The sequence below is a fragment of the Seonamhaeicola marinus genome (assembly GCF_008085455.1).
Genome location: NZ_VSDQ01000729.1, coordinates 314,657 through 329,220, shown reverse-complemented (window position 1 = coordinate 329,220; position 14,564 = coordinate 314,657). Strand labels below are relative to the sequence as shown.

The 14,564-nt window shown below is 33.0% G+C and carries 15 protein-coding genes; 8 read left to right on the top strand and 7 right to left on the bottom strand.

Annotated elements, in window-relative coordinates:
* Window positions 1-26: 26 nt before the first annotated feature.
* Window positions 27-707: a ComF family protein gene (locus tag FUA24_RS22460; protein ID WP_148545395.1), complete on the bottom strand. Its 681-nt coding sequence runs from the start codon at window positions 705-707 to the stop codon at window positions 27-29.
* Window positions 708-871: 164 nt separating this feature from the next.
* Here FUA24_RS22460 and FUA24_RS22455 point away from each other — a divergent pair, with 164 nt between their 5' ends.
* Window positions 872-2,416: a glycine--tRNA ligase gene (locus tag FUA24_RS22455; RefSeq protein WP_148545393.1), complete on the top strand. Its 1,545-nt coding sequence runs from the start codon at window positions 872-874 to the stop codon at window positions 2,414-2,416.
* 93 nt (window positions 2,417-2,509) lie between these two features.
* Here the strand turns inward: FUA24_RS22455 and FUA24_RS22450 are convergent, their stop codons facing one another.
* The 3 genes from FUA24_RS22450 to FUA24_RS22440 form a co-directional block, all read right to left on the bottom strand.
* Entirely contained in the window at window positions 2,510-3,076 is a 567-nt protein-coding gene (locus tag FUA24_RS22450) for a hypothetical protein (RefSeq protein WP_148545391.1), read from the bottom strand.
* A gap of 139 nt (window positions 3,077-3,215) precedes the next feature.
* Window positions 3,216-3,938 carry a 3-keto-disaccharide hydrolase gene (locus FUA24_RS22445; protein WP_148545389.1) on the bottom strand — a complete coding sequence of 241 codons (723 nt, stop codon included), beginning with the start codon at window positions 3,936-3,938 and terminating at the stop codon, window positions 3,216-3,218.
* A gap of 2 nt (window positions 3,939-3,940) precedes the next feature.
* Window positions 3,941-4,411 carry an Lrp/AsnC family transcriptional regulator gene (locus FUA24_RS22440; protein WP_147134731.1) on the bottom strand — a complete coding sequence of 157 codons (471 nt, stop codon included), beginning with the start codon at window positions 4,409-4,411 and terminating at the stop codon, window positions 3,941-3,943.
* Between the two features lie 144 nt (window positions 4,412-4,555).
* Between FUA24_RS22440 and FUA24_RS22435 the strand changes: the two genes are divergently transcribed.
* From FUA24_RS22435 to FUA24_RS22425, 3 genes are all read left to right on the top strand, one after another.
* Window positions 4,556-4,939, top strand: coding sequence for a DUF423 domain-containing protein (locus FUA24_RS22435; RefSeq protein WP_148545387.1), 384 nt, complete (start codon window positions 4,556-4,558; stop codon window positions 4,937-4,939).
* 75 nt (window positions 4,940-5,014) lie between these two features.
* Entirely contained in the window at window positions 5,015-6,631 is a 1,617-nt protein-coding gene (gene pckA / locus FUA24_RS22430; RefSeq protein ID WP_148545385.1) for a phosphoenolpyruvate carboxykinase (ATP), read from the top strand.
* Between the two features lie 90 nt (window positions 6,632-6,721).
* Window positions 6,722-7,810 (top strand): L-rhamnose/proton symporter RhaT, encoded by a 1,089-nt coding sequence (locus tag FUA24_RS22425; RefSeq protein ID WP_148545383.1) that lies wholly within the window; start codon window positions 6,722-6,724, stop codon window positions 7,808-7,810.
* Window positions 7,811-7,881: 71 nt separating this feature from the next.
* Here FUA24_RS22425 and FUA24_RS22420 read toward each other — a convergent pair whose 3' ends face one another.
* Both FUA24_RS22420 and FUA24_RS22415 read right to left on the bottom strand, forming a co-directional pair.
* A complete protein-coding gene (locus FUA24_RS22420; RefSeq protein WP_148545381.1) occupies window positions 7,882-8,631 on the bottom strand; it encodes a uroporphyrinogen-III synthase in 750 nt (249 codons plus the stop codon).
* Window positions 8,632-8,657: 26 nt separating this feature from the next.
* Window positions 8,658-9,302 carry a DUF4271 domain-containing protein gene (locus FUA24_RS22415; protein WP_148545378.1) on the bottom strand — a complete coding sequence of 215 codons (645 nt, stop codon included), beginning with the start codon at window positions 9,300-9,302 and terminating at the stop codon, window positions 8,658-8,660.
* 114 nt (window positions 9,303-9,416) lie between these two features.
* Between FUA24_RS22415 and FUA24_RS22410 the strand changes: the two genes are divergently transcribed.
* Genes FUA24_RS22410 through FUA24_RS22400 form a run of 3 tightly spaced genes read left to right on the top strand, consistent with a single transcriptional unit; the run spans window position 9,417 to window position 12,055 of the window.
* Window positions 9,417-10,139 (top strand): polyprenol monophosphomannose synthase, encoded by a 723-nt coding sequence (locus FUA24_RS22410; RefSeq protein ID WP_148545699.1) that lies wholly within the window; start codon window positions 9,417-9,419, stop codon window positions 10,137-10,139.
* A gap of 36 nt (window positions 10,140-10,175) precedes the next feature.
* Window positions 10,176-11,516, top strand: coding sequence for a dihydroorotase (locus tag FUA24_RS22405; protein ID WP_148545697.1), 1,341 nt, complete (start codon window positions 10,176-10,178; stop codon window positions 11,514-11,516).
* Window positions 11,516-12,055: a DUF4296 domain-containing protein gene (locus FUA24_RS22400; protein ID WP_148545376.1), complete on the top strand. Its 540-nt coding sequence runs from the start codon at window positions 11,516-11,518 to the stop codon at window positions 12,053-12,055. The genes FUA24_RS22405 and FUA24_RS22400 overlap by 1 nt, the downstream gene beginning before the upstream one ends.
* On the opposite strand, the gene FUA24_RS22395 is transcribed toward FUA24_RS22400, so the two are convergent.
* Complete coding sequence (locus tag FUA24_RS22395; protein ID WP_148545374.1) at window positions 12,030-13,040, bottom strand: NAD-dependent epimerase/dehydratase family protein; 1,011 nt, start codon at window positions 13,038-13,040, stop codon at window positions 12,030-12,032. The two genes, FUA24_RS22400 and FUA24_RS22395, sit on opposite strands and share 26 nt — an antisense overlap.
* Before the next feature lie 86 nt (window positions 13,041-13,126).
* On the opposite strand from FUA24_RS22395, the gene tyrS reads away from it, so the two are divergent.
* Complete coding sequence (gene tyrS / locus FUA24_RS22390) at window positions 13,127-14,422, top strand: tyrosine--tRNA ligase (protein WP_148545372.1); 1,296 nt, start codon at window positions 13,127-13,129, stop codon at window positions 14,420-14,422.
* Window positions 14,423-14,564 lie beyond the last annotated feature (142 nt).

Here is a 14,564-nt window from a genome sequence, read left to right as displayed (position 1 = left end):
ATAAAATTAGAGATATAACGCCAAAATTAAGGTACTATTGCCATAGTAGCGATGCTAATTTTTATGTTTTTAGCCTGTTGTAAAGTGGTTGCGCAGGCTTCTAAGGTTGCTCCTGTGGTTATAATGTCATCCACAAGCAAAATATGCTTGTTTTCTAGTTTGTAACCCTTTTTAAGGATAAACAATTCATCACTAGGTTTCCACCTAGAAAGTCTAGATTTTTTTGTTTGAGATTTTGTATTGGTAATTTTAATTAGAACGTTGTCTATATAGTCTGCATTTAAAGATTCGGCAATTTGTACCCCAAATTTAGCCACCTGATTATAGCCTCTTTTTCGAAGTTTTTTTTCATGAAGCGGAACTGGTATAACTACATCGACTCCCTTGTAGTGAACTAAGTTTTTTAATTCTCCTCCAAGCCAATTTCCTAAGGTAAGTCCTATGCTTTGGTAACCTTTATATTTTAAACCGTGAATAAGGCGTTGCAAATTGCTTTTCTTTTCAAATTTAAAAAGGGCAGTGGCATGTTCTATTTTTGCACGTCCGTAAAGTACTTTTTGTATGGTGTTATTATTGTCAAAATGAAAATTCGTAATTGGTAAATCATGTCTACAATTAGTACAAATAACGTCTTCATTATCATGTAACGGATTATGGCAGGCATAACATACCTCGGGAAAGAAAAGATTTATTAATGCTTTGTACATGGTAGGTTGCTAAATTGCTTTTTCAATAGGCTTGTAATCCGTTTTTTTGTCTGAATCACCGACGAAATTTCTTAAATATAAACTTAAGCAAAAAATATTTCATTTTTGACGAAATTTTAGGGTTGAACTACATTAGTTTCAAGGGGTTTTATATTTTTGCACCTATGGCAAATCAAGACGATAAATTTAAGAAGGTTATATCACATGCAAAGGAATACGGATATGTGTTTCAAAGTAGTGAAATTTACGATGGTTTAAGTGCAGTTTATGACTATGCGCAAAATGGGGCAGAGTTAAAGAAAAATATACGCGATTACTGGTGGAAGGCCATGGTGCAAATGAATGAAAATATTGTTGGTATAGACGCCGCAATTTTTATGCACCCAACTACTTGGAAAGCTTCAGGACATGTTGATGCATTTAACGATCCTTTAATTGATAACAAAGATTCTAAAAAGCGTTATAGAGCAGACGTTTTAATAGAAGACTACTGTGCTAAGATAGAAGCCAAAATTGATAAAGAAGTAAAAAAAGCTGCTAAACGTTTCGGTGATGCTTTTAACAAAGAAGAATTTGTATCTACCAATGGTAGAGTGCTTGGTTACCAAGAAAAGATAAATACAATTCTATCTAGAATGGCAAAATCTTTAGAAAATGAAGATTTAGCAGATGTTAAGGCTTTAATAGAAGAGTTGGAAATTGCAGATCCTTTAACCGGATCAAAAAATTGGACAGACGTTAAGCAATTTAACTTAATGTTTGGAACCAAGTTAGGAGCAAGTGCAGAGAGTGCAATGGATTTATACTTACGTCCTGAAACAGCTCAAGGTATTTTCGTTAACTTCTTGAATGTGCAAAAAACTGGGCGAATGAAAATTCCTTTCGGTATTGCGCAAACAGGTAAAGCCTTTAGAAATGAAATTGTAGCAAGACAATTTATATTTAGGATGCGTGAGTTCGAACAAATGGAAATGCAGTTCTTTATAAAGCCTGGAACACAAAAAGAATGGTACGAACACTGGAAAGAAACACGTTTAAAATGGCACCATTCTCTTGGAATGGGAGCAGATTTATACCGTTTTCATGACCATGAGAAGTTAGCGCATTATGCTGATGCCGCGGCAGATATTGAGTTTAAATTCCCATTTGGATTTAAAGAATTAGAAGGTATTCACTCTAGAACAGATTTCGATTTAAAAGCGCATGAAGAGTATTCTGGTAAAAAGCTGCAATACTTCGATCCAGAAGAAAATAAGAGTTATGTGCCTTATGTGTTAGAAACGTCTATTGGTTTAGATAGAATGTTTTTGGCGGTTTTCTCTAATTCTTTACAAGAAGAAGAATTAGAAAACGGAACAACTAGAACAGTTTTAAAATTACCAAGTGTTTTGGCTCCTGTTAAAGCGGCTATTTTACCACTGGTTAAAAAAGATGGATTGCCAGAAATAGCGCGTAAAATTGTAGATGAACTAAAGTGGGATTTTAATGTTATTTATGACGAGAAAGATGCTGTAGGACGTCGTTATAGAAGGCAAGATGCTAATGGTACTCCGTTCTGTATTACGGTAGATCATGATACCTTAGAAGATAATACTGTAACCATTCGTCATAGAGATACGATGGCACAAGAACGTGTTAAAATTGACGATTTAAGAGACATCATTAAAAAAGAAGTTGATGTACGTTCTTGGTTATTAAAAATGAAGTAGGAAATACATTTAGATGATCTAAAACTATAGTCTATTTTCAAATAACGAAATAAAAATCCCGAAGTATGCCTCCGGGATTTTTATTTTTTTAAGCTAAAACCTATAACCAATCCTTAAATGAAGGTTGGCAGTTGCCTCTCCAAAGTCTTCCAAGTACCCTTCGCTTTTGGCAAAGTAATGAATGTACCCAATGCCTATTCCCGTTTCATAGTTAAAATGCTTACCTAAATTGCGTTTTATTCCCCAAGTAGGAATTATTGATGCATGAGTAACAATTTCTACGTTTTCATAGTTTGATATTGTAAACCAATTGGGTCTAAAGTTAACTTGTAGCGTTAAGAAATTTGCGCTATTATCTTCTATGTTTTTCCCTTTGGTTACTCTTCGGTTTAAGTTGTAATACCACCTTGGTTCAACCTTAAATGAAGGTGTAAACAAGTAGCCGGTTTTTGGATAAAAACTTCCTCCCCAAATACCACCATCGAACCCAACTTCACTTCTTAAAGCAATTTTGTTGGATAGTTTGGTTTCATTGTGAAACCAAACGCCTAGAACGCCTATTTGAACCCCAGATGTAGATTCCTCTACACTAGCCGATTGCGAAAATGATGTCTTTGAAATAATGAGAGCAAAAAATAAGAATAGATAAACGTTTTTCATTGATATAGTTTTTATTTCCTGAAATTTCTCAAAAATTATACCAGAAAAAACACATCCAATTACTTCTAAATTAATGGTATTTCGAAGTTAATTTTTACAATGAAGACTATTACATATAATAAAGACAGCCCAAGTTAATTTAAAGCTCTTGAATTCTAATATTTTTATAAGTGAGTTCTGCTCCTTCGGCCTGAATACCTATATAGCCATTAGATAAAGCATTGCCTTCAGCATCAAAAAAGTTGGTGATTTCGTTTACTAAATTACCGTTAACATAGAATTTTGCTGAAGAATTAGCTCTGACTTCAACTCTAACTTTATTCCATCCCTTCTTTTCATGGTTAGCATACTTTACACTACTAACATACTTCTTTTTTCCACTAGCATCAACTAGTTTCGTGGATGCGTCGGTGTTTTTTACAGTAACTTTAGGGCCTTTAATTACCCATAAATCTCCAGTGTCATTTTCTTGAATTTGACACTCTAAACTAGAAGGCCACACCAGAATGTTACCATGTACATGAAAAAGAATACCAGCATCTCTTTTTTGTTCTAACCTAGGTTCAAATTTTCTTTTTCCCCATTTATATTCAAGCTCCAAATTAAAACTACTATACTTTTTGGTGCTAGTTAGTAATCCAAAAGGAGCTTTGTTGCCTTTCCAATCATATAGAACACAAACACGATTCTTTTTTACTTTAAATAAATATGTGTTTTTAGAAGCAGACTCCGCTTTAAATGTTGCAGAGTAACTCTCGTTTAGCCCATTTTTAGGAAAAGGGTTGTGCCACGCACTTGTTTGAGAAAAGCCATTTAAATAAATAGCGATAAACAAAATAAGCAGAGAAAACTGTCTAGACATAATTATATCTTCATCTGTCTATCAATTTGCTGATCTAGAGAAATAAAAGTTTCAGTTCTAGACACACCAGAGATCGTTTGAATTTCATCATTTAACAAGTGCATAAGATGTGCATTGTTTTTACAAATAATCTTTATTAATACATTCCAATTTCCAGTGGTATAATGACACTCTAAAACTTCAGGCACCTTTTTAAGCTGTTTAATAGCTTCTGGATTGTGAATGGCCTTATCTAAATATACACCAATAAATGCAACAGTAGTATAACCTAATACTCTTGGGTTAATGACAAATTTAGAGCCCGTGATTAGTCCAGACTTTTCTAATTTACGCAAACGTTGGTGAATTGCAGCTCCAGAAATACCCACATTACGGGCTATTTCTAAAATAGGAGTTCTTGCATCTACCATTAATGCTCGTAAAATCTTTTTGTCTATGCCGTCTATGGTTAAGGCTTTATCTTTTGACTTCATATTGATTTGTTTCTCTTTATAAGGCAAATGTAATGATTTGATTTCAGATTAAAACAAAAAATTGTTAATTGATTGACCAGAACAATAAATCATAGATGAAATGCAACTGGAGATTTATTATTTTTGATGGTTTAAAAGGAAGAAATGAATAAGAAAATCTCAATTATAGGAGCTATACTTGGACTTATAGCTATAGTGTTAGGCGCTTTTGCCGCTCATGGTTTAAAAGAGTTGATTTCAGAGAGTGCGCTAAGAACTTTTGAAACAGGGGTGAAGTATCAAATGTATCATGCCATTTTTCTACTTTTCGTTGGAAATAGCACTTTACTAAATACTAAACTTAAAGGTATTATTTTCTATTTAGTAATATTTGGGGTGGTTTGTTTTTCTGGTTCTATATATGGACTGGCTACTAATCAATTATGGTCTTTCAACTTTAAAACAATTGGTTTTATAACACCAATTGGTGGTTTACTTTTTATCATGGCTTGGGGACTGTTAATCTATGGTTTTTTGAAGAAAAATTAAAAATTACGGTTTTTACAGCATAATTATCAAAATAATTCCGTTAATTTTGCGCATAAAATAATTTTTAACAAATCTATGGATAACCACACTCAAGTCACGAAAACGATTTCGTTAGAACGTTATGGTATTAAAAATGCTAAATTAAATTATCAGTTATCACCAGAGCAACTTCATGCAATTTCTATAGAAAAGGGGTTGGGCGTCGAGGCTTCTTCAGGAGCATTGGCTGTTAATACTGGCGAGTTTACTGGTAGATCTCCGTTGGACCGATTTATTGTTAAAGACGATATTACAAAAGATCGTGTTTGGTGGGGCGATATTAATATTCCATTTGATGCAGATAAATTTGATAACTTATATAGCAAAGTAGTTAGTTATTTATCCGATAAGGAGATTTTTGTAAGAGATTGTTATGCTTGCGCAGATAAAAACTATAAGTTAAGTCTTAGAGTAATTAATGAGTACCCTTGGAGTAACCAGTTTGCTTATAATATGTTCTTAAGACCTACAGAAGAGGAGCTTCACAATTTTAATCCTCAATGGACAGTAGTTAATGCTCCTGGTTTTATGGCGGATCCTGAAGTAGATGGAACGCGACAACATAATTTTGCCATTCTAGATTTTTCAAAAAAGATAGCGCTAATTGGAGGAACAGGTTACACAGGTGAGATTAAAAAAGGTATTTTTTCTGCATTAAATTTTATTCTTCCTGTATTTAAAAACACCTTGCCAATGCATTGTAGTGCTAATGTAGGTAAAGATGGAGATACTGCAATTTTCTTTGGTCTGTCGGGTACAGGTAAAACCACACTTTCTACAGATCCGAACAGAAGTTTAATAGGAGATGATGAGCACGGTTGGACTAATGAAAACACAGTTTTTAACTTTGAAGGAGGTTGCTATGCTAAAGTTATTAACTTATCAAAAGACAAGGAACCCGAAATTTATGATGCTATTAAAAAAGGGGCAATTCTTGAAAATGTAATTTTGGATGCTAATGGGGTGGTAAACTTTGAGGATACTTCAATAACCCAAAATACAAGGGTAAGTTACCCTATTCATCATATTGAAAATATAAAGGTGCCTTCAATTGGTAAAAACCCTAAGAATATATTCTTTTTAACGGCAGATGCTTTTGGAGTTATACCACCAATTTCAAAGTTAACTCCTAGTCAAGCAGCTTATCATTTTATCTCGGGGTATACGGCTAAAGTTGCGGGTACTGAGGCTGGAGTTGTTGAACCAGTACCTTCTTTTTCTGCTTGTTTCGGGGCGCCATTTATGCCTTTACATCCTGCTAAATATGCAGAAATGTTAAGTGATAAAATGGTTAAATCTGGTGTTAATGTGTGGCTGGTTAATACAGGTTGGACAGGCGGGCCATATGGAGTTGGTAAGCGTATGGAGCTAAAATATACAAGAGCAATGATAAATGCTGTTTTAAATGGTGATTTAGGGCTTTATAATTATGATGATTACCATATTCATTCTGTTTTTGGTGTGGCTCAACCAAGAACATGTCCTGGGGTACCAACTAGTGTTTTAAGTCCAAGACAAACATGGAATGATGACGAAGCCTATTACACTATGGCATTTAAGTTAACTAATGCCTTTAGAGAAAACTTCAAAAAGTTTGAAGCCCATTGTAATGAAGAAATTAGAAGAGGCGGTCCTCAGCGATATGCCTTTTAAAAGGACTATATAAAAACTGTACAGATGATTTTTAAAACACCTTTCTTAAGGTGTTTTTTTTATATTCGAGAAACTTAAATTTTTGAATCTATGATTACTGGTGTTCTTTTGGCCTTTTTATCGGCAATATTATTAGGAGTATATGCACTTCCTTCTAAGTATACCAAAGGATTTGCTTGGGAAAACACTTGGGGTGGTTTCTTCTTTTTTGGCATGTTTGTTGTTCCACTTATTGTTACATTTTCTTTAGTTAATGATTTATGGGGTATTTATGCTCAAATTCCTTCATGGGTGTTTTTTACCATGTTTGGTTTAAGCTTTTGTTGGGGGATTGGAAATATGCTTTGGGGATATAGTATTGATTCCATTGGAATGGCATTAGCATTTAGTTTGTTTTTAGGTGTTATAACTTCTATAGATACTGTATTACCCTTAATACTCGTACCCGAAGGCCAAGAAAGTGTTATAGGTACCCCAATTGGAAACATTATGTTAGCTGGTATTGCTGTTATTGTCTTTGGGATTGCTTTGAATGGTTACGCTGGAATTCTACGAGATAAAAGCAAAGGAAAACAAGAAGGAAAAAAAGATACAAAAGTAATAAGGCAAGGTATATTGTTTTGCGTTTTAGGCGCTATTTGTGCAGCAGGATTTAACTTATCTTATCATACAGGCAATAACCTTGGAGGTATTGGTGAAGTTGCAGAGGTGCAATTTGGTAACGAACCTTGGATTGCTCGTTTAGCAGTATTATTACCTATTTTCATGGGGGCTACAATTTCTACAATGCTGTTTTTTAGTTACAGACTTACTAAGAATAAAACATGGACTAATTTTAATAAGAAAGGTGCTTTGATAGCCATTGTTTTAGTAATAGCAATGGCCGTTTTTCATGATGCCGCTTTGGTAATTTACGGTTTGGCGGCTTATCATCTAGGAGAGCTCGGAACTTCGGTTGGGTTTGCTATATTAGAAACTGGAGCCATTATGGTAGCCACTATAAATGGTATTTTAACAAAGGAATGGACTGGAGCGTCAAAGAAAAGTAAAACGATACTGGGTTTAAGCTTAGCGGTTTTAATAGTAGGTGTCTTAATTATAGCAAATGGTAATTACATGAAGATTCAAGAAAATGAGGAAATTGCATTAATTATAAAGGATTCCGGAATTAAACCATAACTGGGTAATATTGGTAATAAAAAAAAGGAAGCTTTTAAAGCTTCCTTTTTTATTTTATGTTCTAAAAGAAATTATTTTTTCTTATTAACTTGTTCTATATATTTTTCCAAAGCCATAGTCATAGATGGCGTTTCTGGGGTTGGCGCTGCAATATCAACACGCAATCCTTTTTCCTTAACAGCTTTAATAGTAGTATTACCAAAAACGGCAATTCTAGTATCATTTTGCTTAAAATCTGGGAAATTTTGGAATAAAGATTCAATTCCAGAAGGGCTAAAAAACACTAAAACATCATAGTAAACATCTGCCAAATCAGATAAATCACTAACTACAGTTTTGTAAAAAGTTGCTTGTTTCCAGTTAACACCTAAAGCATCTAAAGTTTCAGGAACCAATGGTTTTACTTTATCTGTGTTTGGTAACAAAAACTTTTCATCCTTATATTTTTTAATTAAAGGAGATAACTCAGGAAAAGTTCTTTTACCTACATAAATTTTACGCTTTCTGTAAACAACATATTTTTGAAGATAGTAGGCAACAGCTTCAGACTGACAGAAATACTTCATTGAATCTGGAACCTTAAAACGCATTTCTTCGGCTACTCTAAAGAAATGGTCCACAGCATTCCTACTAGTAAGTATGATTGCAGTGTAATTGCTTAAGTCTATTTTTTGATGTCTTATTTCCTTAGCAGGAACGCCTTCTACATGAATAAAAGGTCTAAAATCTATCTTTACTTTTTGTTTCTCCTGTAAATCAAAATATGGAGAGTTCTCTATTTTAGGCTCAGGTTGAGATACTAAAATTGTTTTCACTTTCATAAGCGCAAGCGGTTTGTTCTGTGTTCCTAGGTCAAAAACACCTTATATAAAATTACATAGGGTGCTATTTCAAGTGCGCAAAGATACAAAATAAAATAAAAAAAATGGTGCTTTATAAAACTTTGGTGTGTTTTAAAAGAAGTGATAACCCCAATAATATTAACTATTAATAAAAAAATAATCATGATGTAAATTAGGGGTAATGATAAATCTACATTGTAGAGAATAATGGCATTAATTGGCAATAATAATAGACCTAAATAATTTTTATAGCTTATTTTTTGAAATTGATAATCGTCCATTAGCTTGTCAAATTCAAATAGACTTGCAACGAGCCTTTCTAAAAGTACTTTTATTAAAATTAAAGATCCTATTCCAAAAACTATTTTAAATAATACTTCTGAGGAAATCTGTTTAACGTCGTAAGCATATCCGTAAATAAGATAAATGAAAACTGAAGCGCAAATAATTAAATTACAGAATAATAAGGCATCAAACCTATCGAAGAATTTTTGATCTTTAGAGTAAATCTTTAAATATTTTGAATTCCCAATGACATAAACAAAGTCATTAAAACGTTTCGGACTACTTAATTTTGCAATGGCAACAAAAACCAATCCAATAACCAATAAAACGGTAAATAATTCGTTTGATACTATTTCTCTAAGCATGCGTTAAAATTATCACAAATAATTAATAAGGTGCGTAAATTATTAAGGAATATTTAAAATAAATAAAAGCTTATTAGTGTACATTTGCTAAAAATAAACGTTCGCAGAGATAGAATGGTAGGAGCTATAGTTATTATTCCAACTTATAATGAAATTGAAAACATAGAGGAGATCGTTAAAGCGGTGTTTTCTCAATCTAAAGATATTAATGTTCTTGTAGTTGATGATAATTCACCAGACAAAACAGGTTTGAAAGTGAAAGAACTTCAAAAGGAGTTTCCTAAAAGGCTATTTTTAGAAGTTAGACAAGAAAAATCTGGACTGGGAACGGCTTATATTCATGGATTCAAATGGTGTTTAGATAGAAATTACGAATATATCTTTGAAATGGATGCCGACTTTTCTCATGATCCAAATGATTTACAAAAACTTTATGATGCTTGTGCTAAGGATGGAGCAGACTTATCAATAGGCTCAAGATACATTACAGGCGTAAATGTGGTTAATTGGCCAATGGGTAGAGTTTTAATGTCGTATTTTGCATCAAAATATGTGCGTTTTATAACAGGAATGAATATTAATGATACAACCGCAGGATATGTCTGTTATAAACAGGAGGTTTTAAGAGCCATAAATTTAGATGCCATTAAATTTGTGGGATATGCGTTTCAAATTGAAATGAAGTTTAAGGCATATTTAAAAAAGTTCAAAATTACAGAGGTTCCAGTAATTTTTACAGATAGAACTAAAGGGGAATCTAAATTAAGTAAGGGTATTATTTCTGAAGCAATTTTTGGAGTAATATCTATGAAATTAAAAAGTATTTTTAGAAAATAAAGTCAACCAAAAGGCTACAAATTTTAAAAAATGAAAATAAAAAAAACACTCATTAAAAATGCCAACATTGTTAATGAAGGTAAAGTTTTTAATAGCGACATTCTTATTGAGGGAGAATGTATTAAAAAAATAGGGGAATCTTTAACACCTAAATCGGCAGATGTGCTGGTTTTAGATGCAGAAGGGAAATATTTATTACCTGGTGTTATAGATGATCAGGTGCACTTTAGAGAGCCCGGGTTAACCCATAAAGCAAATATTGAAACTGAGTCTAAGGCTGCAATAGCTGGTGGTATTACATCTTTTGTTGAAATGCCTAACACAAATCCGCAAACGACTACAATTGAGAAATTAGAGGAAAAGTTTGCTATAGCAGCTAAATCGTCTTCAGCCAATTACTCATTTATGTTTGGAGGTACTAATGATAACTTAGATGAAATTTTAAAGTTAGATGCTAATCAAGCCGCAGGGCTAAAACTGTTTTTAGGATCTTCCACAGGAAACATGTTAGTTGATGATCCAGAGGTATTAAAAGAGATTTTTAAGAATACCAATCTTAGAATTTCTGTGCATTGTGAAGATGAAACTACCATAAAGACTAACTTAAAGGCCAATATAGACAAGTACGGAGAAGATATACCTATAAGACAACACCCAATAATTCGAAGTGAAGAAGCCTGTTATTTATCATCTTCAAAAGCAATAGAACTAGCAAAAGAAACTGGAGCAAGATTACATGTGTTCCATTTATCTACAGGTAAAGAGACCAGTTTGTTTGAAAATAAAACGCCACTAAAGGATAAAAAAATAACATCTGAAGTTTGTATCCATCATCTATGGTTTACAGATGAAGATTATGATAGTAAAGGCACCTTTATTAAATGGAATCCGGCGGTAAAAACAAAAGAAGATAGAGAACAATTATGGGAAGCGCTTCTTGATGATAGAATTGATGTTATTGCAACAGACCACGCTCCACATACTTTAGAGGAAAAGAAAAACGTTTATACAAAAGCACCCTCAGGAGGTCCTTTGGTACAACATGCTTTACCAGCTATGATTGAAATGCATCATAGAGGAAAGATTTCCCTTGAAAAAATAGTTGAAAAAATGTGTCATAATCCAGCTATTTTATTTGATGTAGAAAGACGAGGTTATATTAAAGAAGGGTACTATGCAGATTTAGTTTTGGTAGATCTAAATAACCCTTGGACAGTAACTAAGGAAAATACGTTGTATAAATGTGGATGGTCTCCATTTGAAGGTACTACATTTAAATCAAGAATAACGCATACTTTTGTAAACGGAAATATAGCATATCAAAATGCTAAATTTAGTAAGGTAAAATATGCCAAAAGATTAACTTTTAATAGATAATGCTAAAACGTTTTTTCATAATTTTTATAGCTCTTTTAGTGGTTATGGCTTGTGATGGTTCTAAAAAGCCTAAAAACTTAATTTCAAAAAAGAGAATGGTTAACATTTTAATTGATGCTAAACTCATAGCTGGAGCAAATAGTGTTAACAGAAAAATCATGGAGAAAAATAACATTTTCCCGAATAGCTATATTTTTAAGAAGCATAATATAGACAGTCTTCAGTTTGCCGAAAGTAATACCTATTATGCTTATAATGTTAAGGAGTATGAAGAGATTTACCAAATGGTAAAAGATAGTCTTGATGAATTAAAAGAAAGCTTAAAGAATCTACAAGATAGAGAACGAGAAGAGGCTGCAAAAAAAAGCAGAGATTCACTTGATGTGATTTTAAAGAAAAGAGATTCTTTAAAATTTTCTGGACCTATAAATGACTCTTTAGCCTTAATGAAAATTGAAGAAGAACTTGTAAAACAAGAGCTTGAGGAAATAGATATAGATGAAGAAATAAATCTTATTGAGCCTGTTTCAGATAATTAGATCCAATGTCTTTTATCGTTTTATCTATTGGTCTAAAACTATAGTCTAAAGCATTTGTTATTTTGCTGTTATCGTAACTATTATTATTCGTTAGAGCATCAGCAATATGTCTTGTAAGTACCCTTCTTTTTCCAGTAAGTTTTGTTTTTAACCAATCTAGTTTCCAACTAATGGTCAACAAAAACTTGCTTGCTTGCCTTTTAGGCGGACTCATGTTAACAGACTCCGCAAGATGTTGTAAAAATTGCTTATAACTCCAATCTTGGGCAACAAGAATATAGCGTTCATTTTTTAAATCGCTTTTAATAAGCTTAATCATAATTTCAGTAACATCATCAACATTAACAAGTCCTACAGAGCCCGAAGTGTAATATTTAAAACCTTTATGAGCTCTTTTAAAAATATTTCCAGAACCATATCTCCAAATTCCAGCGCCAAGAATTACTCCAGGGTTTACAATTACTGCATCTAAACCTTCTTGGGTACCTCGCCATACTTCCATTTCCGCACCATATTTTGTTATGGCATATATACTATGGTCATCTTCGGGGTTCCAGACGTTTTTTTCGTTAATAGGAGCATTGCTAGTGTTGTTTCCCAATGCAGCAATAGAGCTTACGTGACATAGTTTTTTTACATTATTTGAGGAACAAAAATTTACAATATTGGCAGTACCTTCAATATTGGTTTTTCTAGATAAAACATACTTGTCTGGTTCAAAAGACACAAATGCCGCACAGTGATAAACGTATTCAACATCTTTAAATGCATGGACTAAAGAAGGAATGTCAAGAATATCTCCTTTTACAAATTCAATGCCGTTATAGATGTCAGAATAATTGTTGGTATAGCAAGAGAAAACACTTTTTATGTTTTCAAGCTTTTTTTCATTCCTAAAAATAGCACGCACCTTTTCACCTTTACTTGCCAATTTGTAAAGTAAATGAGCTCCTACTAAACCCGTTCCTCCAGTTACTAAAATCATGGAACTAAAGTAAAGAATTATTCAGAATACATGAGTAATTGTGCACGTATTTTTATATTTGCCAACAATTACTAAATAGAATTGAAATGATAAAGAATTTTGTTGAAGAACTAACTTGGAGAGGAATGATTCATACGGTTATGCCTGGTGCTGAAGATCATCTTATGGAAGGTATGAAAAGCGCTTATATAGGTTTTGATCCAACAGCAGATTCTTTACATATTGGTAATTTGGTACCAATTATGATTTTAGCACATTATCAACGTTGCGGGCATAAACCTGTAGCATTGGTAGGAGGAGCAACAGGTATGATTGGTGACCCTTCTGGTAAATCTAACGAGCGTAATCTGTTAGATGAGAAAACGCTGCGTCATAACCAAGACTCTATTAAGAAGCAGTTAGCTCACTTTTTAGATTTTGAAAGTGAAGCCGATAATGCGGCAGTTCTTGTGAACAACTATGATTGGATGAAGGCGTTTTCGTTTTTAGAATTTATAAGAGATGTAGGAAAGCATATTACAGTTAACTACATGATGGCAAAAGATTCTGTTAAGAATAGAATTTCTTCTGAGTCTTCGGAAGGAATGAGTTTTACAGAGTTTACATATCAGTTAGTTCAAGGCTATGACTTCCTTCATTTATATAAAGAAAACAATTGCACATTGCAAATGGGTGGGAGTGATCAATGGGGTAATATAACAACTGGAACAGAGCTAATAAGGAGAATAGCTGGTGGAAAGGGATATGCAATTACCTGTCCATTAATTACAAAGTCGGATGGTTCTAAATTCGGTAAATCTGAAGGTGGTAATGTCTGGTTAGATGCTAAAAGAACATCGCCTTATAAGTTCTACCAATACTGGTTAAATTCATCTGATGATGATGCCGAAAAGTATATTAAGATTTTTACCTTTTTAACAGAAGAAGAAATTAATGCATTAATTGAGGAGCATAAAGAAGCACCTCACGCTAGAGTGTTACAAAAGCGTTTAGCTGAAGAAATTACAAAACTAGTGCATTCTGAGGCTGAATTGGAAAATGCTATTAAAGCAAGTAATATCCTATTTGGAAAATCTACTAATGAAGATTTAAAACAATTAGATGAACAAACTTTTTTAGATGTGTTTGACGGTATTCCACAAGCTGAAGTTTCCAGTTCAGATCTTGAAACTGGTCTCGATATGATAGGTGCTTTAGCCGCAAAGACAAACTTTTTGAAGTCTAATGGAGAGGCAAGACGAGCACTTAAGGAAAATTCAATTTCGGTTAATAAGCAGAAAGTAAAAGAAGACTACATAATCACTGAAAAAGATTTAATTAACGAGAAATTTCTTTTATTACAACGAGGAAGAAGAAATTATTTTCTAATAAAAATACAATAAAATATAAGGCTCGATTGAGAGTGTCGAGCCTTATATACTAACCAACCAATTAAAAACTAATCTTTCTTTTTCTTAGCTTTAAACTTTTGTCGGTTAAAAGTTCAATAACTTACACTATTTGTGATTTTTTTATAAAGTTTTC